This window comes from Paenibacillus sp. SSG-1 (genome assembly GCF_002224835.1).
GTDB lineage: Bacteria > Bacillota > Bacilli > Paenibacillales > Paenibacillaceae > Paenibacillus_AQ > Paenibacillus_AQ favisporus.
Genome location: NZ_MBRK01000001.1, coordinates 2,607,588 through 2,633,638 on the forward strand (window position 1 = coordinate 2,607,588; position 26,051 = coordinate 2,633,638).

Consider the following 26,051-nt stretch of genomic DNA (forward strand, 5'->3'; position numbering starts at 1 on the left):
GATGCAGGAATTATCTTTAAAAGAGCGGCTTTTGATTTTATCGGAAACGATCCGGATGACCGAAAAGGCATTTGCGCATTGGGAGAGTGCAACCATCACACCTGATGAATTGGGGGAAGCCGCAAAAGAGTTTTTCGACAAAGCCGCAGCGGCCGAGAACCGGGCTGATTTTCAAAAGGTGATGTGGGCGTATTTTGGACAGCTTTGTAATGCACATTCGAATTATATCGACAGGGCGGCGCTGTTCCCGCATGGCGGGGCGTTTCCATTATCACTGCTGGAGTCGGATGGCTCTTGGCTTGTAAAGGAAGACGACACCGGGCTTTTCAACCCCGGAGATATGGTGGTATCCATTGCTAGCAAATCGATAAATGATTGGCTGAATGAGCTGAACCAGTGGCTCAGGATTACGGATTGGCGTATGATGGCTGGCCGCCTACCTATGTATATTTCGCATTTTTACATGAAGGAGCAGGCAGATATCGAATTATTGAATGAGCAGGGCCATACTCGAACGGTTACGTTATCTCGTCAGCCTATAGATTATAACAGTCACAACAATGGCGAAACATCAGGAAAATGGCTGCAGCAAGACAAAATTGCATATATACATATTCCAAGCTTTAACCATTCGAGGTTTGAAGAGAAGGCTCTCGATCTGATCGGGGAATATCAACACGCCTCATCGATCATCATCGATGTGAGAGGAAACGGCGGCGGGAACACGCCGGGAAGGTTAACCCACAAACTTATGAATCGGCCGTATCGGTGGTGGAAAGAGATGGCGCGCCATCCTGAGTTTTTATACCGTCGGCATCCGAATGCCGAAATATCGTTTACAACGGATTATCGGTATTCCGTATTTGATCCGGACTATACGCAGCCTTCGGTCGAAACCTCCTACCAAGGGAATGTCATTATCTTGGTGGATCGATTCACCGGTTCTGCAGCCGAAGACTTTACCATGCCGTTTATTGACAACGGAAGAGCAATCATCATCGGAGAGAGGACTTACGGTTCAACCGGTCAGCCGCTCGTCCAGCATTTCGATGACGGCAATATCGTTGTGCTGGTCGCAGCCATCCGCTCCTATTTTCCAAACGGGGACCCATTTGAGAATATCGGCATCGTACCTGATATCGAAGTTCCGGTGAGGAGAGAAGATCTGTATCAACGAAGGGACAGAGCGCTGGAGAAGGCGCTTGAGGTTATCAAAAATGCATGATTGTAATTCGATAATTAAACGAAGGTCGGGCATACAGTGCCCGGCCTTTATGATTTTGTGAGGACATAAAACCCAACTTATTTTTTAACTAGGGATTGTCATGCGGAAGAATATGCCTTAATATATTCGATAATGATAATCATTATCATTGTCATTACATACACAGACATCGGTACGCATCGATAGGAGGTGAATTCTTGAATACGAAGGAAGGAACAACGACTAGGTTGGGAAGAGGCTATTATGCAGTGATTTTAATCTTGATGATTCTAATCGCGTTATCCGCTGTCTTTTCCGTATCGATTGGACAGGTACATATTCCTTTCAGGCAGGCGTGGGAGATCATCGTTCATGCCTTGACCAACGGCAAATGGGGATCGATGAGCCATGTCGAGAGCGACTCCTACGTCAACATCATTTTGCAAGTCCGGATGCCCCGCGTCATATTTGCCCTTTTGATCGGCATGGGACTCTCCTTATGCGGAACGATCATGCAGGCGGTCGTGCAAAATCCGCTCGCTGACCCGTATATTCTCGGCATTTCGTCTGGCGCATCCCTGGGAGCAACCTTTGCAATCCTGGTCGGATTCGGCAGCGGTGCGCTGCTGTCCCAGTTCGGCGTCGCTTTCGGGGCTTTTGCCGGGGCCATGGTGACGTCGATTGCCGTGCTGGTGTTATCCAGCATCGGAGGCAAAGCAACATCGGTAAAGCTCGTCTTATCCGGCGTCGTCATCGGTGCCTTGTGCAGTTCCTTTTCCAGCCTGGTCATTTATTTTGCCAACAACGCGGAGGGCATCAAGACCGTCACATTTTGGTCCATGGGCAGTCTGGCTTCCTCCAGCTGGGATAAAACGCCAATCATGGCGGCGGTTGTACTGCTCGGCTGCGCATTGTTCCTATTGCAGCACCGTGTGCTCAATACGATGCTGCTCGGGGACGAGTCAGCCATTACGCTCGGGATTAACTTGAGTGCCTACCGCAAGTTTTATATGATCGCCGCTGCGCTTATTACCGGTACGATGGTCGCTTATGCAGGCATGATCGGTTTTGTCGGTTTAATCATTCCCCATATCGGCAGGGGGATCTTTGGCGCGGATCATAAGCGGCTGACGGCAGGAACGCTGCTGCTGGGCGGATTGTTCCTGATCTGGTCGGATATTTTATCCAGAACGCTGATTCATAATGTGGAACTGCCCATCGGGATCATTACGTCAGTGATCGGCTCGCCGCTGTTTATCTACATGATCGTGAAAAAAGGCTACAATTTCGGAGGGTGAGACATGGAGTTGACCGCAAAGGAAATGCAAGTCCGGATCGGCAAAAAAGATATCGTCAAGAACGTTTCGATCCAGGTCAAAAACCGGCAGTTCGTTGGCCTGATCGGTCCCAACGGATGCGGGAAATCCACACTGTTGAAAAGCATATACAAGAGCCTGGTTCCGCAGAAAGGGACTGTTTATTTAGACGACCTGGATGTGCTGAAAACGAACGAAAAGAAAGTGTCGCAGCGGCTTGGCGTCGTGGGCCAGTTCAATGAGATGAATTTTGATTTAACGGTCCAGCAGATGGTCATGCTGGGCAGGACGCCGCACAAGAAGCTGCTGGAATCCGACAAAGCAGAAGATATGGCGATTGTGGAAGAAGCTTTGGCGAGAACGAATTTGCTGGATTATAAAGAGCGCAGCTATTTGTCGCTGTCCGGCGGGGAAAAGCAGAGGGTCATTTTGGCGCGGACGATCGCGCAGCAGCCTAAATTCATGATTTTGGATGAACCGACGAATCATCTCGACATTCGGTACCAGCTCGAAATTTTGACTTGTGTAAAAGGGTTGGATATCGGGGTGCTGGCCGCGCTTCACGATTTGGAAATGGCCGCTCATTACTGCGATTATCTCTATGCGATGAAGCATGGCGAGGTATATGCGCATGGCACGCCTGAAGAGGTGCTGACGCCGGAGAACATTGAAGCGCTGTATCAGATCAAGTGTAAGACATATATCAATCCGGTTACGAACGGGTTGGGATTTGCTTATGGTCTATAAAAGGGGAGGAAGACAAGTGAAAAAACATCTGCTGCTGACTGCCGGGATTGCGGCAATACTGGTGCTCAGCGCCTGCGGAAATGCGGCGAAAACCAGTGAACCGGAGGCCCAGGCTGCCAGCCACTATCCGGTAACGATCGAAAATTTCACGAAGGCGGAAGGCGGAACGACCTGGGAGAAAAAAGAGCAGGTATTCGATAAGGCGCCAGAACGCATCATGGCCAATACCCGCCCGGCAGCGGAACTGCTGCTTCACCTTGGACTTGGCGACAAAATCGCCGGGGTCGGCGCGAATTTCGGGGCACCGGATCCAGCGGTCGAATCGGAATATAACAAACTGAATATCCTTAGCGACGAGTACGTCGGCAAAGAGGTTACGCTGGGTACCAATCCTGACCTGGTTTACGGACGGGGCGGCTTATTCGATAACGCCGATTGGGGAGTCGGTACGGTGGACACCTTGAACGGCATGGGAATCAAAACCTATGTTCTGGAATCGTCCGTGACTGGGGGAACCTATGACTCGATTTACAAAGATATTGAACATCTAGGTGAAATTTTTAACGTACAAGACAAGGCCGAGTCGTTCATCCAGGAGCTGAAAGGGAAGCAGGAAGGCATCGCTTCCAAACTCGCAGGGATCCAAGCGGAGAAAACATTCGCCTATCTCCATATGAGCGATCCGAAGGAAGTGAGCGTATACGCAGCCCAACAAGAAACATTTTTTAATGATGCGTTCAAAATGGTCAAACTGGACAATGTCTTTAAGAATGAAACGGGCGAGGTCAGCGTCGAAATGCTGATTCAGGCAGACCCGGATGTACTCATCATCCCGGACTGGAGCACGACGGGCGGCACGACCCAGGATAAGCTCAAAGAGGCACTTTATGCGAATCCCAAATTGTCCAGCATGAAGGCGATCAAAAACAAGCAAATCTATGCGGTGGACTACAACTATATGTTTGGCTATGGCTACAATACGATCGACGGGATGGAAAAGCTGGCGAAAGAAATGTACCCTGACTTGTTTAAATAGTTTCATATCCTATAGAATCAGCCGCTCCTCCATCAGATTTCCTTCCTTCTGATTTGTGTAAATAAGAAGTAACAGCCTGGGCCATACTATGCCAATAGGAAATGAATGGGAGGTGGGAGCGATGAGCGAGACCAGCATTACGATTCATTTTGTCGGCGGAGAAGCACTTAATATTATATCCGATGACGTCAGCGGTGTAATTTCCAGGCTGAAGAGCGAGGAATGGGTAGAATTGAATGAGCATCAGGTGCAAACTTCGAACATTTCCTTTTTTACCGTGTATGAGTCCGGCTTTGGCAAAAACAGCGAAAAACAGCTTCCGTCTAAAAGCTGAATGGGTCATTAGCATACCGAACGACAGCCTGGAACGATCCGGGCTGTTTTTTTGTCGTGAAGACTTTCATATCTATACCCAGCAGGCTGATGGGCTTCTCGTCCATTCCGTTATCCTCGACTAAGGTCTAGTGATTACTCTGGCCTTTTGATAGGTGTGCTCCATGCGATTTTCCTTATAATGAATATTATACATAACCAAACAGGAAGAAACTGGGGGTACAAATGAAAAACATAATCACAGGGACGACCGCCGTACTTGCCGTCATGCTGCTCGCAGGCTGCGGAACCGTGGAGGATGCTGCACAAAAGCTCAAGCAGGGGGCGCACGAAACGGCAATGACTGCCGGAACAACGGTCATGGATACAGTGAGCGGTATCGAAGAAAGCATCAAAAGCAAGGGTGACAGCATTCAGCTTACGGCCGCACAGGAAGTTGGGGCGGATTCATCGCTACAAATTCACCATAAAGCAGGGAATATCACGCTCGTACGGGGTACAGGAAATAAGATCACCGTGGAGACCACCATCTGGTTTTTAAATGATCAGACTCACCGCAATATTGCCGAGCAAGCGGAAACCTCTATTGTGGATAACAACGGCACGATGGAAATCGTGACACATGCAAAGGGGGATCCCAAACGAGATTTATGGGATTGGGCAGAGTCCCGTTTCGGGAAATCCGAGCTGTTAATCGAATATGTCGTCAACGTACCGGATCGGATCACCGGTTATGAAATTGTTAACGATGTCGGCGGCATTACGATGAAAAACCTGAACGGATCGTATCAGGTTGAAAATAGTGTTGGTCGTATAACCGTTGAAGGAGCGCATGTTGCAGGGAATTCCAGAATCCAGTCGGATGCCGGAAGCGTCCGTGTGGACATCCAGGAAATGGAGAAGGACAGCACTCTTCAGGTAGGCACCGATGTAGGCGGAGTCCAAGCGGCACTGGCAACTTCCTTGTCTTGCACCTTGAAGGTTCAGAGCGAACTCGGAACCATTTCCGGTGTATCGAGCGGTTCCACCGACTTCAACGGCGGGGGTCCGGTCATTACGCTTTCCACTTCGGTCGGAGCGATTTCGGTTGAAGAAGCCATTTGAAATTAGTGATTTGAAACCAATGGATGATTAGATGATCTGTGATTATCTTTAGCACCATGAAGAGGCTGTCCCTGGGTCCGTAGACCTGGGGACGGTCTCTTTGTTTGTTCGACATTAACTTTGAAAATATTGCCTTATCCCCAAAATATTTATATTCCTTACGCCAAATTTACTATAAGATATAGGAAGTACAGTCGTAATTTGGGGGTTCGACCACATGGAAAACAATTACCTCGCCGAGGTTCGACGACGTTGCATCGCTTATGGAATGCAGCCAACAGATGTTCCCTCACCCGTAACAACCGTGTCCGAAGAGCATCTACAGAGACAGAAGAGAGTATATGCCGACATACTAGAGGTTACCAAGGGATTTGGAGAGAACACGATTCAATTACTAAACGGGCAAATGGTTTCATTCCTCGTCACGGATGACAAAGGTTTGGTAATTGATTCTTTCGGTGATCGGATTATTAGAGAACATCTTTCACAGCTGAATATTAAAGAAGGGAGCTTGCTGGTTGAGAGAGAGGTGGGGATATGTGCGACGCTGATCACACTGGAGAACAAAATTCCGTTTCAAACGGTAGGGACGGATCATTATCATCTTGTTCTGCACGAATCGGCCTGCCACAGCGTCCCTTTTTCGTTTCCAGGAAATCATGGGGTGCGCGAAGGAACGATCTCCTTGATGACAAGCATCGTCGATTTCAGCAATTACCAGCTCGCCATGCTTGTGAATATGGTGGAATCTATGGGAAGGGAGCTGAAGCTCAGGAAAACAAACCAGCGGCAGCTGGATCTGCACCATCTCATGGTCGATAATTTGGATACCGGAATTCTTTTGGCTGACCGCTCCGGAACCGTAGTCGATTTCAACCACGTCGCCCTGAACATCATCCCCGATTATATTTCCGTCGGACAGTCCTCCTATCAAATTACGGAGCTCGGACCGCATTTTTTGCAAACGATCGCTAACGGCCAGCGGCAGCGGGGAATCGAGGTTCATTTTCACGCCGGCGGGACACACACGGTTTGCCTTGCCGACATCATTCCGATATTTGAAAACGGGATCATCCAAGGCGCCTATGCGCAGCTGCGGGATATTACCGAACGTTATTTGCTGGAGCAGCAGATCATCGTCAGCGAAAAGCTGTCGGCCATCGGCAAGCTGGCTGCCGGTTTGGCCCATGAAATCCGCAACCCGCTAACCTCCATCATGGGCTTTGTGCAAATTATCCGCGAGCGGCCGCTGGACCCGGACACGGCCCGTTATTTGGGTTTCGTACACGAGGAGCTGGTGCGCGTCAAAAATCTCGTATCGGATTTTGTCACGATGTCCAAGCCTTCTTTTCCAATCGTCAAGCCGATCGAAATCAATCTGTTCCTTGACAGCGTGCTTGATTTTATGGAAGGACAGGCCGCGCTGCACGATATCCGGTTTATCCGGGATTACCATACCGGCGACCAGGACATCCTGTATGCCGATGCTTCGCAAATTAAGCAGGTACTGATCAATATTTTACAAAATGCCGTTGAAGCGTCTCAGCCTAAAGAAGCCGTAACCTTAAAATCTACCATACAAAACAAACATCTAACCATCACTATTTCTGACAATGGCAGCGGTATTAGTCCTGAAAACCTCACAAAAATACAGAACCCTTTTTTTACGACCAAAGAGAACGGAACGGGTCTGGGTCTATCCGTATCCTACCGCATTATTAACAATCATAACGGAGAGATCACCGTCGATTCCAGATTGGGTGCAGGAACGGAATTCAATATCCGATTACCTTTGTCAGGCATTTTAAAGGAGTGTCCTGTGTGAAAAATGTCGTAGAGCTCTTAGTTGAAACGCTGGTCAGCCTGGATATTCAGCATGTTTTCGGAATTCCGGGCAAATCGGTTGCCCCCGTGATTCTGGAATTTGGCAACCAGGGAATCGAATTTATTCTCGGAAGGCATGAAAGCGGGGCGGGTTTTGCAGCCGGAGGTTATGCTTTTGCGGGGAAAAAGCTGGGGGTGGTCGTCGGAACTTCAGGACCGGGAGGGACCAATCTGGTCACTGCCGCAGCGCATGCGAAAATGAACTGCCTTCCCGTTCTCTTCATCACGGGACATCAGTCGGCGGCAGAAACAGGGATCCCGCAATGCCAGGATTCCTCGTTATTCGGCATCGATTTGGCGGAAATTATGAAGCCCGTTACGCTGTTCAGCACGATGGTTTCCCGCGCCGATACCTTCCCGGCGATCCTTAATCATGCACTGCGCGAAGCCATGACCGGGCGCAAAGGTCCGGTACATCTGTGCATCCCGTTTGATGTGATGATTTCGCCGGTAGCCGAGACGAATATCCATATTCCGTCAAGCCGTCTAAACTATGCCGCAACCAATCTGACGGATGTGGTGAATCAGGTGCGAGCCGCCCGAAACCCGGTCATTCTGGCAGGAAAGGGGGTCGTCCTCTCCGGAGCTCAGGAGCCCCTCGCCAGGTTCGCCGAGCAGTTTCAGATTCCCGTCGTCACAACTCCCGGTGGCAAGGGGAGCATCCATTCGATGCATGCACAATATTACGGACCTTTTGGTCTTGGCGGACACCAAAAAGCCAAACACCTGCTGGAGTCGGGTGTCGACCTGATGCTGGTGATGGGATCGCGATTGAGCGATACCGCACTGGCGGGCTTGGACCGTTCTTATTTCCCGCAAAGGATCGTTCAGTTCGATATCTCTTATGAATTTATGGGCGGGATTATCCAGGCTGAGCATACGCATGTGTTCGGCGATATCGCAACGAATCTGGAGGAGCTGCTGCGCCTGAATCCTAATGAAATTGTAAGTAATGACATGCGGGTTGGAGAGCGGTATCATGATCCGCTGCCCGAGCTTCAATCCCTTTCGGTTGCGGAAGTCTGCCAGGCGGTAGGGGATATCATTCCTGAGCAAACCACGGTTTTTGCTGATGATGGCGCACATGGGTACCATGCGGTCCGTTGGCTGGATGTAAAGCCGGGCGTCACCTTTTTCTTCGATTCCTATTTTGCTTCGATGGCCAATGCGATCGGGATGGCGATTGGTACAAAATTTGCCGACAGGGACCAGAACGTCATCTGCTTGACGGGAGACGGCTGTTTATTTATGCTGGGCTCCGAAATCTCAACCTGCGTCGCCGAGCAGCTTCCGGTTATTTTTATCGTCATCAATAACGGACAGCTGGATATGGCATTAAAAGGGATGCGCGAGTTTACCGGAAGAACCGACGGCACGGTCTTTAAGCAGCCTTTGGATGCCGCAGCGTATGCGGCTTCAATGGGAGCGGACAGTGCACGGTGCACGACGCTCAGCGAATTTACGGATGTGTTTAAACAGGCACTGCAGCTCAATAAGCCTTTTGTGATTGACGTGATCGTGGACAAAGAGGAGATCCCTTCCACCTTGGCCCGGCAAATGAAGCTCGACTAAGGTGTTTTTGCATACCGAATTGACCGGATCACGCGAGAGAAGCGCCTATATGGCGCTTTTTTATTTTTGCTGGGAAAATCATGTGAGTGTTTAGCCCTAATTCTTTGAAAAACGGTTTTCATAGCCAGTTATTTCTATTAGCATAATGCTAACAACTCTAAATGGAGGTATCAACAAGATGTATTCATTTCAGTCATTGATCTCAAGGAACAAGCATTTTAAATTATTCTGCTTCGTTGCTCTTTCCATCCTGCTCTTTGGGATGTCGAGTCTGACCGCCTTTGCGGCATCGCCGGGAAAAACCGTCAACGCTTCGGCGAAACTGGCATACAACCTCAAAGGACTTCATCATAAACTGGCGGTTCAGAAAGCTTATATTGCTTCGAAGTACGTATATGTTACCCAGCGGTCCAAAGGGACGGTCTATCTATCAAGACTGGTTATCAACGGCAATACCGCTACTTACAAGGATGAAATGAAGATCACCAATGCCGGTCACGGGCAAACGCTTGATATGTATACCTACAAAGGGATCAACTATTTTTACTTCAGCTCAAAAGCCGATCCTTCAACAAGCAATTATTGGTCGCTCCAGGTCGCGAGACTTCAATATTCGGCCGGCAAGACCTTGGATTATACAGACCTTCACCGGTTCACGTATATGAATTACGCCAACAAAAAGGGCACAAGACTAGGCGACACGTACCGTGTTGACGGCGGCGGAAACAGCACATATACCTTTTTCCGGGTTCAAACGAAACAAGGAAAGGTCACCTGGTCCGTTTATGATACGGTTAAACTGAACAAGCTGCTGGACAGCAACGAGCAGGTCCGTCTGGATAGTGCGGCGGCGAAGGCAGCGTGTGTATCCAGCTTTACCCAGTCGGGCAGTGCCATCGTGAGACCGAACGGTTCCTTCCAAGGCGCCGACCTGCTTGGCAAAACGGAAATTTATACGTCTGGTGGCGCTGAAGGAAACACCCCGCAGATTGCTATGATATCTAACACAGGAGCTTATAAGAGTCTGGTGAAAATCACCAACGTGGGAAAACATGAAATCGAGGGTGTACAAAACAAAAACGGGAACGTTTATTTTAATATCGTAACCAATCCCGACAGTAAGCAGAATACCCAGAAAATTTATTACGTTCCAGACAGCATTTTTTAATCGCGATCGTGTTATCTGGTTCGATGAAAAGACAGAAAACAACCTGAGCATGGTTCAGGTTGTTTTTCTATTGGCAGCGATGATGAGATTTTTCCAGGCGTCCATTAGCATGATAAAATAGTACTGAGCTATTCAACGGCCAGTTATTTAACGAATCGTCATTGCAAAGGAAAGGTGAAGAAAATTGTCAGCCAAGACGAATGCCTGCCGAATACTCGACACGCTTCAAATCCAGTATTCGCTTCACGAATATGAATGGGACGAAAATCAGCTGGATGCGGCAACGGTTGCCGCGAAAGTAGGGTTGGAGCCCGGCCAGCTGTTCAAGACGCTCATTTTAAAAGGGGATAAGACAGGGGTCATCGCAGCTTGTATTCCAGGCGACCGGGAACTGAATCTGAAAAGTCTGGCCGCTGCAAGCGGCAATAAAAAAGTGGAGATGGTGCCCGTGAAAGACATTCAATCCTTAACAGGGTATATCCGGGGCGGCGTGTCTCCACTGGGCATGAAAAAGAAGTATCCGCTGTATATGAATACATCCGTGAGCTCCATGGAAGTCGTCAGCATTAGCGGAGGAAGACGGGGGCTGCAAATTTTTCTAAGTGGACAGGACTTAGCGGCAGCTGCAGAGGGAGTGCTGGCCGATCTTGTGTACAGTAGCCCGCAATGATGGAACGGGTTCAAACACATGAACCTGCAGGTCCAATCAGATTTTGCCTATTGAACTCAAAAGCTGCATAAATGCGATAAAAAAGCCGCCAATTATCACTAAAACAATGACCATAATCAGTACAAATCTTTTTCCATCCATCGTTAAACACCTCAGGATGATTATACCAAAAGATAGCCCTGATCCATAACAAATATGGAAAGCAAGGCGTTAAAAACAATCTTATTTATCCATAATTAGTATAGAAGAAAGGAAGGATTGATTATGAACGTACTGATTATCGGAGCCAATGGCCAGATTGGCCGGCATCTTGTAAGAAAGCTGCAGGAATCCAACAAGCACAATGCCATCGCAATGGTACGAAGCGACGAGCAGAAAGCGGCATTTGAAGAGCAGGGCGTGCAAGCGGTGCTTGCTGACCTGGAAGGAAGTATCGATGAGATTGCCCGCGCTGCCGAGGGGGCGGATGCAGTCGTATTTACTGCAGGCTCGGGCGGCCATACCGGAGCCGATAAGACGATGATGATTGATTTGGATGGTGCAATCAAATCGGTGGAGGCTGCCAAACAAGCCGGGGTGCACCGCTTCATCATGGTGAGCGCGATCGGGGTCCATCACCGCGAGCTTTGGATGGAGAGTGCGCCTTACTACAGCGCCGCAAAGCATTATGCGGATATTTGGCTCGAGCAGAGCGGCCTGGATTATACGATTGTTCGCCCAGGAGGGCTGATCAATGAACCCGGAACGGGGAAGGTCAGTGCGGCGGTTGACCTGGATCGGGGGGAAATTCCTCGTGAAGATGTGGCTGAGGCTATTCTGGCATCATTGGAAAATCCTCATACGATCGGTAAAGCTTTTGATTTGATTAGTGGTGAAACCCCAATCCTGGAAGCGTTAAACGCGTTATAAACACCGTAGAGACCCAAGGGGTATTTCTAGATAAACCAGATTACGGTAAGTACATTGTGATAAGATTGAAGCCGCTGAATAAGCGGCTTTTTGCCGCGATGTCCTACCCTGCCGCTCCGTTTCATCAGCGATCATGGGTTGCAAAGGTCGAAAGGATCAAGGAGGATAACCGATCGCTATCACGAAGTAAAAAAGATTCATAATTGTTTTAGCCAATTTAAACCTGGTTGCAATATGCCGAGTATTTCGAAAAGGAGCGGAGAATCGCATGCATCGTCATCCATCGTTTAATTTGCTGCTTCACGACGACGAAGAACTGGCAGAATATCTTGGCAGCCCGGTCTCACAACGGATCACCATCCATGAATGGCCATTATCGTGTGTTCAGAGCCTGGTTACGGAGCAGGGAGGCCGTTACATTTATAAAGTGCAAGCCCCGCCGACGCTGGAAGCCCAATTTTATGCTCGTGCCCAATCTCCGCTCCTGGTGCCGGTTCGCGTGATCGAAGCTAAGGGCCATATGACGGCTATGCTCATGGAAGAAATCCAGGCACCGCGGCTGAAGGACGTTCCTTTAAAAGATGCGGAGGCAGCCGGCATCGCCAATGATCTGATAGACATGATCTCACAGATCCATGGAGATTTGCCTGTCATGATGTTCGACATTAGTACGGAAGAAGGATGGGCCGCATATATCGAGGGTGCTCTTCATGATATTTCCGAATGTATTCATGAAGGAAGCTTCAAGGAAGTGGACATCGGCAAGGTCAACAAACTGCGCGAGTGGAGTCAAGCCCCGGCATTGCTTACCGAACTCCGTTCACCTTCAGGATATGTTCATGCAGACCTCAAAGCGGAAAATGTGCTGGTGACAAACGACGGGTACCGGGTCCTCGACTGGCAGCGCCCGATTCGGGGGCCGGTATCACTGGATGCTGCTGCTTTATTACATTCGCTGGGTATTGATCCTGTTCGTTACGTCCCGATCGGCATTATGCAAATCTATCATTTCCTGCATCTCGCATGGTATGCCCAAGCGGCCAGGAAATGGGTTCCTCAAGGGAAGCCGTGGTTCGACCGCCTTATTGCCGAAATTGCTCGCGAGCTCGAGTTGAAGCAGATCTAACTTAGCAGTGACTAACCGCAATAACAAAAACTACCGACCATCGGTGCGAACATACCTCTATCCTGCTGATGAAGTTCATCTCGACCGAAATGATCCTGATACGTTAACTAAAAGACACCTCTTACATGCCATGGCATTTTAGAGGTGTCTTATTATGTTCATAACTACATTTTCAGCTCAAACGACGATCTTTGATCTTATGAAAGGAACAGCGTTCGCTTATTTTACAGCTGTATTCTTGAAAAAGTCGATGGGCGCCGTGCCTTCGGCTTTCCATACCGTGCCGCGCTGCTCATACTGGAATAAGTTTTCTACAGCGTTAGCGATCTGCGGCCCCAACTCGCGTTCGACCAAATATAGAGCTACGTCCAATCCTGAAGTCACGCCTCCGCCGCTGACCAGGCGTGGTCCATCCTCAACAACTCTGGCCTCTACCGGGATTGCGCCCGCGGCACCTAACGCAGCCATGCCAATCGGATTGGTCACGGCATGCCGGTCTTTCAGCAGTCCATCCATCGCAAGCAATAAGGAACCTCCGCATACCGTTGCTACCGTCACTTCTTTATCGTTCATTGCCTGTTTGATCATGCTGGTTAAGGACGTTTGCTTCGCCTTCCAAAGAAGGTTCGGAATGGAATCAGGAGTATTTCCCGCCGGCTTGCCGGCAGCACCAGGCACCACAATAATTCCCGGTTGATGGGGGTCCAGCTTGGATTTCGCTTCCAGAGAGGGTCCGCCCAGCCCGCTCGGAACAGAACGCTTGCCTTCTGCGGATACCAGTTCGACCGTCACTTTGTCACCGGAATACATACCCGAAGCGGCAAATACTTCATAGGGCGCCAAGGCGTCGAGCAAATCGAATCCATCGAACAGCACGACTTGAACATGAAGGTTATCCTTCCTGTTTTGATTGTCTGGTGCAGCATTCGCACTTGCGGCGGGGACAGCCAGACTGAGTACCAATGCCAATGACAAAAATAATGCAAACATCTTTCTCATTTCTGAATCTTCCTTTCTCTTCGCACCAAGCCCAGGCAATATAGCTCATGCGTTTTTTATTCGCAGTAGAATCATATCAAGCGAATATCACAAACGGCGTTCTATAAAAGTCACAAAAGGATCAACAACCCCTCACAATACATCGAACCGTGAAAATATGAAAATCTTGACTCCAAAACGAGAACAATCCTTAACCCATCGCACTAAAGCAAACTCTATAATAAAACTTGTCATAAACAATCTTAAGCCTTGGACGGTAAAGCACAGGTGATTTATTTTACAGAATGTTTTTTGCGCGGATGAAGGAGGCGTTAAACATGAGAATAAGACGCAGGCATTTCAGAGCAGCAGTCCTTGTGTCCATTGTGGCAGCCGTTCTTACGGGGTGTGCTAAAGGGACGGAACCAGCAGCGGCCGCGCTGTCTTCGGCTGATATCCCTATTCAGCCGCAGCAGGGAAAGGAGCTCATTTGGAACGGGAATATCCCGTATGATCTCCCGGTCATCGATTTCGTCGATTCCAAAAACGGATTTGCGGTCAAAGAGCGTACTGACGCTCAACTAAGGCTGCTGTCCACCCAGGACGGCGGGACACAGTGGCAGGAACAGAATTTGCCTGGGAAGTATATACGCAGCCTGGATTTTATCAATGCCAAAACCGGGTATGCTTTGGTCGAAGACAACTGTTCCAGCAGCGCAGGACAGCTGCAGTGCAAACAGATCCGTCTGTTGAGAACCGGAGACGGCGGCCGCAGCTGGATGACAAAATGGAAGTCCGAATCCCAAGAGGACCATAGCCAAGGCAATCCCGTTCTGCGGAAATTGTCGTTCGTAAATGAGGAAAGCGGCGCGATGCTTGTAAACGGGCGCCTGCTGCTCACACAGGATGGGGGAAATCATTTTCAAACGGCTGTGTTTGGAATTCAGGACTTCAGACCGATCAGCACCAGCTTTCCAAAAGCCGGCAACGGCTATGTGGTCGGTACGGTCGGCAAGGATGATACCAAGCTGGCTGTTGTAAAGACTAATAATGGTGGGCGGACATGGTCCAAGCAGCTGGATCTCTTTGCGAAGGATTCGCCCTTGTCCGCCTTTCAAATCCAGTTTGCGAGTGAAAATACCGGATGGCTGCTGACAAATGAGAAGGGGATGCTGAGCGGGGACGTCTACCGTACTGTTGACGGTGGTAAGCATTGGACTAAAATGAGCACACAGCGGACGGGTCGTCCTTATGTAAACGGTATTCAGCTGCTCGACGGGAAATCCGGCGTAATTTCGCTGCACCCGGGCGCGGGACCGATCGAAGGAGGCATTTGGCTGACGAAGGACGGCGGCCGCAGCTTTACCAGTGTGAGCAAAGCGGTGGCAGTAAATCAGGTACAGATGGTGTCCGCTAAGGTAATATGGGCCGCCGTCGACGGGATGAACGGCTCCGATTTTCTCATTCACTCGACTGACGGGGGAATAAGCTGGCAGGAGTCTTATCCGCTATCCGAGCCGTATGGCAGTCCGACAGAGGACATGGCTTTTATCAATCGTCAACTCGGATTTGGCATCGGGACCCAGCTGGACAGCGGTAAGGTCCTGAAAACGATCGACGGAGGGGCGAACTGGAAGATCATCGCTTCCCTGGATTCTTATATCCGGCTTGAGAAAATCAGCTTTGTCAGTGAGAAAGAAGGCTTCATGATGGCTTTCCGGGATAAAGACCCCCAGCATGTTTTATTGAAAACCCAGGACGGCGGGCTCACCTGGCATGAAGTTTCCAGCGAATCGCTGAACAAGCTGGGGATATCCGACGTTTCAGCCTTCCGGTTTTTTGACACAAATCATGGTGTCTTGTTCGCCACGGGAGAAGGGAAGGCTATTTATCGCACTTCGGATGGCGGAAAGACCTGGGGCAAAACGCTGGTGAGCAAAGAAATTAGTGAGATGCAAGTCTCCTTGACCTCCTATACCAGTGGATGGCTGCTGAAGCAGACGGACACCAAGGGAAGTCTTGAGCTCATTCGGTTCGGTGCGGACCATTCGGAGGAGACGGTATTGACGCTGGACAAGGACTGGTATCCGGACGCTGTCTATTTTAGCGATGAAACGCACGGGTATATGCTTATTGAAGATTTCGAAGCCAAAGACGGTGTGATTACCCGCCTACTGATGACGTATGACGGGGGCCGAACCTGGACGGATCATCCTTTTCCCGCAGATGCCGAGATGGTAGACGTCCGATCGATTGGCTTCTCCGATCCGCAGCATGGCTGGATTCAGTTCCTGCAGGGAACTGCCGTGACGGCTGATGGCGGGGTGAGCTGGTCCGTTCAGCAGTGATCATCGACAGGGCTAGCCGGACATCGGAGAAGTTGAAAACATGTGCCCATTTGCTGCCGCCAAACGGCGGCTTTTTTTTATCCTTCGCTTGAACTAAAATCTAATTAAATGTAAATAAGAAGAAAGGGGGACTGGTGCATGAAAGCATTGCCGACCATTCCACTAGACAGGCTGCTATTACGTCCTTTTTGCCTAGACGATGCCAAGGCTGTTCAGGAATTAGCCGGGGATCCCTACATCGCCGATATGACGTTATATATTCCTTATCCCTATGAAGATGGCATAGCGGAGAATTGGATTGCATCCCACCAAGATCAGTTTGAGCAGGGACGATCCCTCGAGCTGGCTATCGTACATAAGGAAGGACAATATGTGGTCGGTGCAATCTGCATCGCATTCCATCAGCCATTTGACCATGGCGAACTTGCTTATTGGATCGGGAAGCCCTATAGCAATCATGGTTATTGTACCGAAGCCGCAAAGGGAATCGTTCGTTACGCCTTTGAAGAAATGAGGTTAAACCGCGTATTTGCGCGTCATTTTGGCAGGAATCCCGCCTCGGGTAAAGTGATGGCTAAGGTGGGGATGAAATATGAAGGCACGTTACGACAGCATGCTAAAAAGCAGGGGAAATACGAGGATCTTGTGTATTATGGACTGTTGAAAGAGGAATATCTTTCGATGAAATGACCGGCAGCGGGTCACATGCTGCATGATCGGCTGCCGGAAAGTACTAATTAAAGAACGGATTGTACGCGCAAAGTTGAATTTGCAAACGGCTACCTGCTGATTGCACGCCAAGCATCCAGCTGCCTCTGCACTTCTTTACGCACGTCTTCAATACCAGCCTGCTTCAGTTCATGATTAAACTTGGGGAGGATCGCGCCAACATCGACAGAGCCCGTCATCAGGCTGGGGTAGTATTTCTGCCAGACCATCTCAATGTTATCGGTTTGAGCCGTCATTTTGCTAAGATCCGGCGTAAATCCGAGCACGGCCGACTTGACGACTCCAGCGTTATATTGACGGAACTGCTCCCATTTATCGAGGGGATCCGGGTAGTCGCCGCCCATCGTATTCAGGATAAACCAATTTCCTTGAGTATACTGTACTCCAGCATAACGGGACGAGCCATCGGCTCCATCCTTATCTTTTGAGGAGATGGGGACAACCTGCCCTTTGGCATCAAGCGTGTAGTGCACGCCTTCAATACCGTAATTAAATAAGTTCCGTATTTCCGGATCCGTGTTCAGCAGATTCAAAAACTTGATGCTCTCGGCGGGATGCTTAGTGTTGGCATTGACCGCCATAATACCTCCCCGGACCGATTCCGTGGTGACAACGCTCGGCGTGACGGGATTCGCCACAACCTTGTAGCCGCGGTCCTTGCTCCAGGTCGTCTCCGAAAGGGGACCGCCGCCGGAGGATTTCCAGAATACTTTGGCTCCCCGCTTCAAGCCTCCGGGTTCCCGCAGCGCGGCGTCCTTGTTAATGAAGCCTTCCTTGTAATAACGTCGCAGCGTATCCAGAATCCGCCGCGCTTCCTTGGTTTCGAATATATTGACAACCTCGGCACTCGGATCCAGCGATTTGATCATTAAGGGAATCTTGTTGTTCATGATGTACTCATAGCCATCGAGTGCAAAGAAATTGTGCGAATCCCGATCAAGCTCCATCGGCACGTAATCCGGTTCTTTCTGTTGAATCATCCGGAGAACAGGCTCAAGCGATTGCAGCGTATCGTACTTGGAAATATCGATATGGTATTTATCCACGATAGAAGCAGGGTACATCCACTGATCGCGCACAGCCAGCTCCTTATTAGTCGGAATGCCGTATATGCCACCGTCATTCATGCGAACTCCCTGCCAAAAGATCGGATCAACCTCGTCGTACATCTCCTTGCCCAGTCCCTGAAGGTAGTCATCCAGCCTCAGCCAGGCACCGCGCATCGCCGTGGGGGCGTAATCGGGAACAAAGGCGATGTCGAATGGACTGCCAGCGGATATGAGCGTGTGCAGCCGATCTTCATATTCCTGCCAACCGACCTTGATGTACGTGACGGTGACGCCGATTTTGGGTGCCATGATTTCGTTAATCTTATCGTTGACGAGCTGCAAATCCTTATCAGGTTCTCCAATTGTATAATAAATCAGATTGACCGGTGCACCTTCATCGGAGTCGCTATTTTGGCCGGACTGACGAAAGCAGCCTGTCGACGATAAGAGCAGCAAAATCAGAGAGAGGGTCATTAAGAGCGGCTTGCGTCTATCATTCATGACCACCAGCAGCCTCCTTTCCGAAAAGTACGCAGCTTAAGCTTTTCCGCGGAGATCGGAAGGAGACTTTCCGAAAAAGCTATGAAAGTGCGTATAGAAATAATTGAGATTGTTGTAGCCGACGGAAAACGCGATATAAGATATTTTCTCTTCGGTTGAACGGATTCGGTCTTCTGCGAGCAGCATCCGGTATGCCATGAGGTACTCCGAAAACTTCATACCGGTTTCTTTAAGAAACAGCTGTCCCAGGTAAGTACTGTTCATTTGGAAGCGCTCCGCTACGGATTTTAACGTTATGTTCTGGGCGTATTCCAACTTGATCATCAGCAAAATGCGGTTGACGAGCTTGGAAAGGTGCTCATATTGAACCCCTAATACGGGATCCCTGTTCAGGTTCTCGCTGTTCTTATCGCCGATCGTACCGTTAAGATCCTCGACAATGATTTTCTCAATGACTTGCTGCAGCTTGGTGCGCTCCACCGGTTTGAGCAGATAGTCTTTGACACCGCAGCGGATGGCTTCCTGAGCATATTTGAATTCACTATAGCCGCTCATAATAATGTATTTCGTCGGGATCTTAAATTCGTTAAGCCTGCTGATGGTCTCATACCCGAGTGTCTTGCCAATGCAGACATCAAAGATGGCCACGTCCGGCTGCAGGTCAACCACTTTGGTCATGGCTTCCTCAGTCGTTTCACACGTTTCAATGCGGCCAAACCCGTATTGGTTCCAGTCCAGTATCCGTTTCATGCCCTCCAAAATTTGAGGCTCGTCATCCACAATCATCAACTTGTACATGTTCAATCACCTCTTTTGATATCCGTACCGCTATCTTGACCCCGGCTTCCTCGTTATTCGCGATTTCAATCGTACAGCCGTCCCCATAGAAGAAATGCAGCCGCGTATATACGTTGCGGAGCCCGATACTTCCGGAGGAAGCGTCATCCTGGTTAAACAGCGTGCGCCGAACGGTATTTAAACGCTCCGCCGGGATTCCCTGCCCGTTATCCACAAATTCAAGCACATAACCGTCATCAGCTTCCCAGCCATTAACGACGTACAAATTAAACTCATGACCGGCATCAAAGCCGTGGATGAAGAAATTTTCCGCGAGCGGCTGCATCCAAAATTTCACGGTCGGGATCGAGAGGAGGGCCGGTTCGACATTGACCTGATAATAAAAACGTCCCGGATACTTAAACTCCATAATCTCCAAGTATTTCTGCAGCAGTTCCAGCTCGCTGGCGATCGAAATGATATTTTCCTTCTTCACGATTTCGCGGTAGAGCGTCCCTAAAGTCGCAATGGCATCGGCGGTATCTGTGTCCCGGTTGACCAGCGCAGTAGAGCGGATCACCTCCAGCGTATTGTACAGGAAGTGCGGATTAATCTGATTCTGAAGCGCTTTCATTTCGGTTTCCTGCTGCTTTATTTTCAGCAAATATTCATTGCGGATGTACTTATCCAGCTGCTGTATCATATCATCCAACTCACGGGCGATCATTCCGTATTCGTTTCTCCGGTACCGGGCCGGGCGGCTCGTCGTAAAATTGGCCGTTTTGACGCGTCCGATCGACTGGATAATGCGGTGAAGGAAGAGGGCATCATCCCGTAAATTGTAGACAATGAGAAGCAGTACGCTGACCATCGCGGCCAGCACGATCAGGAAGAGGGTGATCAGCATCCCGGCATGCTGACGAATCAGCGTGGACAAATCGATGATGCTGACGAATTTGAAATTAAACTTGGTGGAGGCGAAGGTGACATAAAATATCGGCTTCAGCATTCCCCTTGAAATAATGCCGTGTGTGCGTCCATTTGCCGCAGCCAGGCGGGACATTTGCTCCAAATCTTCGCCGTGTCCGCCGATCAGGTAGATATCGCCGGCAGCACTGACGGCCGCAGCTTCGCCAACCCGGAAATTTTGGACCGATCTGAAAACCTGCTCACTGCTGACCAAAAAGCGCAGCTCTCCGAATTCCTGAGAGCCCAGCGCAGGATTCGACAGCTTCTTGCGGTATACGAAGCCTTTCGTAATCGTGTCATGAAAAGCCTCATCTTTATTCGGAAGTCCGAATGTGTAACTGGCGATACCGTTATCATTAAAGCGTACTACATTGCCGTATTCGCCGTTGTGCAGGCTGATCTGCGTGATCTCGCCCTGCGCCCAGCTGTATAAGTAGGTCTTAAGATCTTCGGGAAAGGAAACCAGCGGCTGCGAGTAGATGCTGTGATCCAGCCTGCTGGTCAAGTAACCTTCAGCGCTGCTGCTCGCAAAGCTTCTGGCATCGTCGAGCAATCCCGGATTGGAGTAAATCCGCTGCATGTAAGCCTCGATACGGTCGGCGTCATACTGCAGTTCATTCTCCACGCGCGAGAATGCGTTCGCCGCCTCGATCCGGGCATTGCCGACCCATTGGTTGAGCAGCATGGCACAGGTCAGTGTGCCCAGCGTGAGTCCGATGCTCACGACGAAGATGACATAGGCGATAAACTTGTGGCGGTAAATTTTGATTTGCAAAAAAGAGCCCATAAGACACCTCGATTGACAGCAACTCGTCGAAAGCATGAATGCTAATCCCAATGTACCACGATTAGTGCAAAGGTACCACGATTAGTACGAAACTTCATAGATAGGAAGGAAAAAGCATCCCTTAAGAGAGTCTCATTAAGGGATGCGCTTCCATTTCTTTTACTTGAAGTAGTTATCGATTTGTTCTTGAGCCGCTTTCATAATCGTATCCATGCCGGCCGACTTCAGTTCAGCCGTAATTTTCGGCACCATTTTCTCCGGATCGGATGCGCCGGTAATAAGCTCATACTTGTATTTGTCCCATACGGCTTGGCAGTTCGCTACTTCGGTCTGCAGATTGCTGATGTCCAGCGCGAAGCCAAGGATCGTGGAGGAGGAGGCCGCTTCGTTCAACTTTTTAACTTGTTCCCATTGATCTTCCGGAGCGCCTTTCGTCACCGCCAGATTAAAGAACGTGCCTTGGGTGTAAGCAGCCAGCGGCCAAGTATCGGTTGTACGCTCGATGACCTTTTCGCCGTCGACGTTTTTGTAGTCTACGCCCAGCTCGCCAAAGGCCAGCATGTTGCGCAGCTTCGGATCGGTGTTGACCAGTTCAAGGTACTTCAATGCTTCCTTCTGATATTTCGAATTCGCCGAAATCGCGTTCAGAGAACCTTGAATCGTACTCGTGGTATAGATCGGTCCGTAATGTTGAACCATGTCGTATTTCTGGACGTTATCATTGATCTGCCAGCTGATTTCGGCGCCAGGGAAGGCTTGTGCCGCAAAGAAAGGTCTGCCTTTATCAGCTTCGGTTTTGGTCGGAGCATCCGGATTGATGATGCCGTCTTGATACCATTGATGCAAAAGCTTCAGATTAGCCATAACGTCAGGCTGTTCAAGAACAGAAACGACCTTGCGCGATGCATCGTCCGCTTTCACGCCGATCGGAGGGAAGCCCAGCGTTAAATCGTCATAATCGTTAAAGAATCCGTTCAGGCCTTCGCCTTGGGTCATCGGCAGCGGGTAGAAGCTTTTACCTTCCCCGGCCTTCATATCGTGAAGCGGCTTATCCAGATCCTGCAGCGTCTTGATGTTGTTGATGTCAATATTGTACTTCTGCACATACTTGTCATCGAATACCCAATACTGCGTCAACGCGGAATCTTTATAAGTCGGTACGGAATAATATTTTCCGCCGATTTTGGTGCCGTCCCATACGTTTTGCGGAATCAGCTTATACAGGTCAGGCGTTTCACTTTGAACCAGATCGGTAATATCGGCAAAAGCGCCCATCGCAACCTGCTTGCTGTACTTTCCGCTGTTCGTGAACATGATGTCGAAAGGCTCGCCGGTATTGACGATGGTGTTCATCTTCGTATCCCATTCGCCCCAGCTGGCAACCTTGATGTCCACTTTCACGCCGATCTTTTCGGCTGTGTAGGCATTCATGGCGTCAACCGCCTTGCTGAAGTTGCTCGGTACCTGGCCGCCGATCGTCCACCAGACCAGCGTCGGAACATCCTTGGTCGTTGTCGAAGTTTCCTTCGACGGCTCCGTGGTTGTCTCCGATCCATCGGCTGTAGAAGCGGGCTTCGAACCGCCGCAGGCCGCCAGAGCTGTGGCCAACAGGGTCAGCAAACAGAGCGTCGATATGAACCTGAAAGATCTTTTCATTCCAAATCCCCCTTATAGATGTTGAATCACCGTGATTAGCAGTGATTTATCATAAACCAAGATGTCTTGGCTTATTTCGTCATTATCCTTTAACAGCACCGACCGTAAGTCCGGAGATAAAATACTTCTGGAAGAACGGGTAGGCGCAGGCTACAGGCAAAACGATGAGGATCGCCACAGCCATCCGCGCGGATTCCTTCGGCATCGTCGCAACAAGTACGGCGTAGCTGACGCCCATGCTTGCGGCATTCTTTGCCAGGGCATCGACATTGCTCATCAGGCTGTTGAGCAGGGCCTGCAGCGAGTACAGGTTCTGGTTGTCGATATACAGCATCGATTGAAACCAGTCGTTCCAGTAGGCGAAGCAGAGAAACAATCCAATCGTCGCGATCACAGGCAGCGAGATCGGGAGGACGATAGAGAAGAAGATCCGCAGCTGGCTCGCGCCGTCGATTTCCGCCGATTCGATGAGTCCGTCGGGAATCGTGCTTTTGAAAAACGTTTTGCAGATGATCACGTTAAACGATGAGACGGCCAGCGGCAGAATCAGAGCCCAGATGCTGTCCTTCAGACCCAATAAATTCGTATTGATAAAGTAGCTGGACACCAAACCGCCGTTGAACACCATCGGAATGAATACGATCCAGGTCAGAAACCCTTTCAGCTTGTAGTTGGGGCGGGAAATGACGTAACCCATAGATGCGGTCAGCAGGACGCCGAGCACGGTCCCAATCACAGTGACAAGAACCGACACACCGAGCGCCCTCAAAATTGTCGTCCCCTGCTTGGCGATATAGGCGTATGCATCACCCGATAGTACAGTCGGCAGTAAATGATATCCCGTCTCACGGATCGAGTCTTCACTGGAAAATGAGATGGACAGAACCACAACGACAGGAATGACACAGATCAGCGCCAAGACGATAAATATCAGATGGAAAATGACGTCGACGACTCTGTGGGTACGATTAAATTTCTCCAAGCCCGTATCGTAAGCCGTTCTTGTTGACATCGACCCTACCTCCTTACATCATTGCGCTTTCCGGATCGATTTTGCGGACAATCCAGTTAGCGATCAGAATGGTGGCACAGCCCAGGACGGACTGCACGAATGCAGCAGCGGAGGCCATCCCGACAGTAGCTGTTTTCAGCTGCTTGTATACCATGACATCGATGGTCGTAGACACGTTGAACAAGGAATTGGAGTCCCGCGTGACCTGGTAGAACAAGCCGAAATCAGTGTAGAAAATGCGCCCGACCGCCAAGATGAACATCATGACGATGACCAGCTTCAGCATCGGCAGTGTAATAAATCTCGTCTGCTGCCAGATCGAGGCGCCATCGATAACCGCGGCTTCGTAATACGTGCTGTCAATGCTCGTGATGGTGGCCAAGTAGATAATCATTCCGTAGCCAAGGCCTTTCCAGACGTTTAAGAGAATCAGGAAGAACGGCCAATATTTCGGTTCCATGTACCAGTTCACCGGATCGCTGCCCATACTGACGAGCATTTGGTTGACGATCCCCTTATCGAAGCTTAGGAAAGCCCAGCCTACGGCGGATACGACTACCCAAGATAAAAAATAGGGAAGGAACATCATCGTTTGATAGATTTTGCTGGCCTTCCGGCTGTGCAGCAGTCCTACCATAATGGCGAATAGAACAGGGAGGACGATGCCTAGAACGATAAAGATCAGGTTGTATCCAATCGTGTTGCGGATAATGATCCAAGCATCGTTCGATTTGAACAGGAACTCGAAGTTTTTGATGCCGATCCACGGGCTGTTGAACACATTGCTCAGGAATCCGCCGCTAATTCTAAAATTTTTAAAGGCGATAATGATCCCAAACATAGGCAGAAAGCAGAAGAGGATATACCATATGGTCGTCGGCAAGGCGAGCAGGGTCAGTTCTGTATCCTGCTTGTGCCAACGCGGACGTAAGCGCTTACGTTTGTGGCTTTGCTCGGCTTTTGAACTCATGTTAGTCACTCCTTCCGGTGGTTTCTCTATTGCAGCTTGCTCTTCGTAAATTCATTGTATAAAAGGAAGATTCCATGCTTCCAGATAACAAACTTGATACTATAGTCAAAAAACGTTAGGTGAACATGAAATTTTGTCGAAATAAACGCATAAAGGCACCCGGTTCCTACGACCGGATGCCTTTTTTAAATGGTGAATTAAGGAGCTTATTTGAATGATAATCGATGGGATCATCTTAAAAATCGTTAGCGGAACATCTTCTATCCGTCCAACAAATTAGACACGAGCCAGGGCTTGATGACCGGAAGCGCGGTCTCCGGGTGCATGGCTTTGGTATGGTCCATCCCGTCTCCCGTTAAGATACGAACGTCCCAGCCCATTTCTTCCAAAGCTTGTTGGTTTCTCTGCAATATCCCGGCAATGTCCACAGTGACGCCGCCGAAGTTTTCCCCATACACGATCGTATCTTTCTCTCCGGCAAAAGCCAGCTTCGGAACGGCCGGGTTCAGACTCACCGCCCGATCGTCAAAATCCATCAAATGCTGGTACAGCGTCATAAACTGTTTGGTCTGATTCGCGTCGATCTTGACCTGAACCTGGTCCCAATCCACCTTTTCCGGACTGCTCGAATCCTGCCAATCTTTCATTATAGGGGTATTTTGATTGCGTACAGCTTGTTCATAAGTACTGCGGGTCACCACCATCATTTCTTTATAGGGCCCGTCCAATGGCGGAAATCCGCCCATGATCAAGCTCTCCAGCCGCTCCGTACGGATAGCCAGCTGCAGACCGACCAGCGCCAGCCAGGAGTAACCATAATAGCTAAAATGGCGGACATTCATTTCGTTGGCGATGAACAGCAGATCTTCTACGATCTGCTCTGGTGTCAGATGGTCGGGATTGGGGTGCTTCATGCGATGGCCTTCATAGTCAAAGTACAAGACTTGGAACATATCAGCCAGTCCCTCGACGAAATGCTGTCCGGATTCGGGGTCGACCCCCCACAGCTTCAGGCTCTCAGCTTCTTGGCCGTACACAGATTCCTTGGCGACAGGCAGCATGATTGTTTTGCCTCCGGATCGTCCTGCCAAACCAACTTTGATTTCGGATGAATCCTTGAGCCTGATGACTTTCTCCATTTATTTCACTCCCCAATGGTTTATACAGTCATCATATAACATTCATGCAATCTTTCGGTTTCGGTGA

The 26,051-nt window shown here is 49.7% G+C and carries 22 protein-coding genes; 14 read left to right on the forward strand and 8 right to left on the reverse strand.

Features of this window, described 5'->3' with window-relative positions:
* Position 1: 1 nt before the first annotated feature.
* The 12 genes from BCV73_RS12080 (at position 2) to BCV73_RS12135 (ending at position 13,069) form a co-directional block, all read left to right on the forward strand.
* A complete protein-coding gene (locus tag BCV73_RS12080) occupies positions 2-1,225 on the forward strand; it encodes a S41 family peptidase (protein WP_089547279.1) in 1,224 nt (407 codons plus the stop codon).
* A gap of 197 nt (positions 1,226-1,422) precedes the next feature.
* Positions 1,423-2,502, forward strand: a complete 1,080-nt coding sequence (locus tag BCV73_RS12085) for a FecCD family ABC transporter permease (RefSeq protein ID WP_244879274.1) — start codon at positions 1,423-1,425, stop codon at positions 2,500-2,502.
* A gap of 3 nt (positions 2,503-2,505) precedes the next feature.
* Positions 2,506-3,267: an ABC transporter ATP-binding protein gene (locus BCV73_RS12090; RefSeq protein WP_076165590.1), complete on the forward strand. Its 762-nt coding sequence runs from the start codon at positions 2,506-2,508 to the stop codon at positions 3,265-3,267.
* Positions 3,268-3,283: 16 nt separating this feature from the next.
* On the forward strand, positions 3,284-4,303 hold the full coding sequence (locus BCV73_RS12095) for an ABC transporter substrate-binding protein (RefSeq protein ID WP_076165588.1): 1,020 nt from the start codon (positions 3,284-3,286) through the stop codon (positions 4,301-4,303).
* Between the two features lie 121 nt (positions 4,304-4,424).
* Entirely contained in the window at positions 4,425-4,637 is a 213-nt protein-coding gene (locus tag BCV73_RS12100) for a hypothetical protein (RefSeq protein ID WP_076165586.1), read from the forward strand.
* Between the two features lie 224 nt (positions 4,638-4,861).
* Complete coding sequence (locus BCV73_RS12105; protein WP_089547280.1) at positions 4,862-5,740, forward strand: hypothetical protein; 879 nt, start codon at positions 4,862-4,864, stop codon at positions 5,738-5,740.
* A gap of 529 nt (positions 5,741-6,269) precedes the next feature.
* Positions 6,270-7,565 (forward strand): two-component system sensor histidine kinase NtrB, encoded by a 1,296-nt coding sequence (locus tag BCV73_RS12110; RefSeq protein ID WP_218828130.1) that lies wholly within the window; start codon positions 6,270-6,272, stop codon positions 7,563-7,565.
* On the forward strand, positions 7,562-9,196 hold the full coding sequence (locus BCV73_RS12115) for a thiamine pyrophosphate-binding protein (RefSeq protein WP_143811850.1): 1,635 nt from the start codon (positions 7,562-7,564) through the stop codon (positions 9,194-9,196). Before BCV73_RS12110 ends, BCV73_RS12115 begins: the two co-directional genes overlap by 4 nt.
* Positions 9,197-9,374: 178 nt before the next feature.
* On the forward strand, positions 9,375-10,364 hold the full coding sequence (locus BCV73_RS12120) for a phage baseplate protein (RefSeq protein WP_076165580.1): 990 nt from the start codon (positions 9,375-9,377) through the stop codon (positions 10,362-10,364).
* A gap of 184 nt (positions 10,365-10,548) precedes the next feature.
* Positions 10,549-11,034: a Cys-tRNA(Pro) deacylase gene (gene ybaK, locus BCV73_RS12125; protein ID WP_089547283.1), complete on the forward strand. Its 486-nt coding sequence runs from the start codon at positions 10,549-10,551 to the stop codon at positions 11,032-11,034.
* Positions 11,035-11,298: 264 nt separating this feature from the next.
* Positions 11,299-11,943, forward strand: coding sequence for an SDR family oxidoreductase (locus BCV73_RS12130; RefSeq protein ID WP_089547284.1), 645 nt, complete (start codon positions 11,299-11,301; stop codon positions 11,941-11,943).
* A 268-nt stretch (positions 11,944-12,211) separates the two neighbouring features.
* Positions 12,212-13,069, forward strand: coding sequence for a phosphotransferase (locus tag BCV73_RS12135; RefSeq protein WP_089547285.1), 858 nt, complete (start codon positions 12,212-12,214; stop codon positions 13,067-13,069).
* 219 nt (positions 13,070-13,288) lie between these two features.
* Here the strand turns inward: BCV73_RS12135 and BCV73_RS12140 are convergent, their stop codons facing one another.
* Positions 13,289-14,068, reverse strand: a complete 780-nt coding sequence (locus BCV73_RS12140) for a DJ-1/PfpI family protein (RefSeq protein ID WP_089547286.1) — start codon at positions 14,066-14,068, stop codon at positions 13,289-13,291.
* A gap of 317 nt (positions 14,069-14,385) precedes the next feature.
* Between BCV73_RS12140 and BCV73_RS12145 the strand changes: the two genes are divergently transcribed.
* Positions 14,386-16,395, forward strand: coding sequence for a WD40/YVTN/BNR-like repeat-containing protein (locus BCV73_RS12145; protein WP_179231973.1), 2,010 nt, complete (start codon positions 14,386-14,388; stop codon positions 16,393-16,395).
* 138 nt (positions 16,396-16,533) lie between these two features.
* A complete protein-coding gene (locus tag BCV73_RS12150) occupies positions 16,534-17,085 on the forward strand; it encodes a GNAT family N-acetyltransferase (RefSeq protein ID WP_089547288.1) in 552 nt (183 codons plus the stop codon).
* 89 nt (positions 17,086-17,174) lie between these two features.
* Here the strand turns inward: BCV73_RS12150 and BCV73_RS12155 are convergent, their stop codons facing one another.
* The 7 genes from BCV73_RS12155 to BCV73_RS12185 all read right to left on the reverse strand — a co-directional run bounded on the left by BCV73_RS12155 (position 17,175) and on the right by BCV73_RS12185 (position 25,984).
* Positions 17,175-18,674: an ABC transporter substrate-binding protein gene (locus tag BCV73_RS12155; protein WP_089547289.1), complete on the reverse strand. Its 1,500-nt coding sequence runs from the start codon at positions 18,672-18,674 to the stop codon at positions 17,175-17,177.
* Between the two features lie 36 nt (positions 18,675-18,710).
* On the reverse strand, positions 18,711-19,472 hold the full coding sequence (locus tag BCV73_RS12160) for a response regulator transcription factor (protein WP_089547290.1): 762 nt from the start codon (positions 19,470-19,472) through the stop codon (positions 18,711-18,713).
* Positions 19,447-21,207: a sensor histidine kinase gene (locus BCV73_RS12165; protein ID WP_089547291.1), complete on the reverse strand. Its 1,761-nt coding sequence runs from the start codon at positions 21,205-21,207 to the stop codon at positions 19,447-19,449. Before BCV73_RS12165 ends, BCV73_RS12160 begins: the two co-directional genes overlap by 26 nt.
* Positions 21,208-21,366: 159 nt before the next feature.
* Positions 21,367-22,863, reverse strand: coding sequence for an ABC transporter substrate-binding protein (locus BCV73_RS12170; RefSeq protein ID WP_089547292.1), 1,497 nt, complete (start codon positions 22,861-22,863; stop codon positions 21,367-21,369).
* Positions 22,864-22,945: 82 nt separating this feature from the next.
* On the reverse strand, positions 22,946-23,875 hold the full coding sequence (locus BCV73_RS12175; protein WP_076165561.1) for a carbohydrate ABC transporter permease: 930 nt from the start codon (positions 23,873-23,875) through the stop codon (positions 22,946-22,948).
* A 13-nt stretch (positions 23,876-23,888) separates the two neighbouring features.
* A complete protein-coding gene (locus BCV73_RS12180) occupies positions 23,889-24,845 on the reverse strand; it encodes an ABC transporter permease (RefSeq protein ID WP_089547293.1) in 957 nt (318 codons plus the stop codon).
* A gap of 260 nt (positions 24,846-25,105) precedes the next feature.
* A complete protein-coding gene (locus BCV73_RS12185; protein WP_089547294.1) occupies positions 25,106-25,984 on the reverse strand; it encodes an alpha/beta fold hydrolase in 879 nt (292 codons plus the stop codon).
* Positions 25,985-26,051 lie beyond the last annotated feature (67 nt).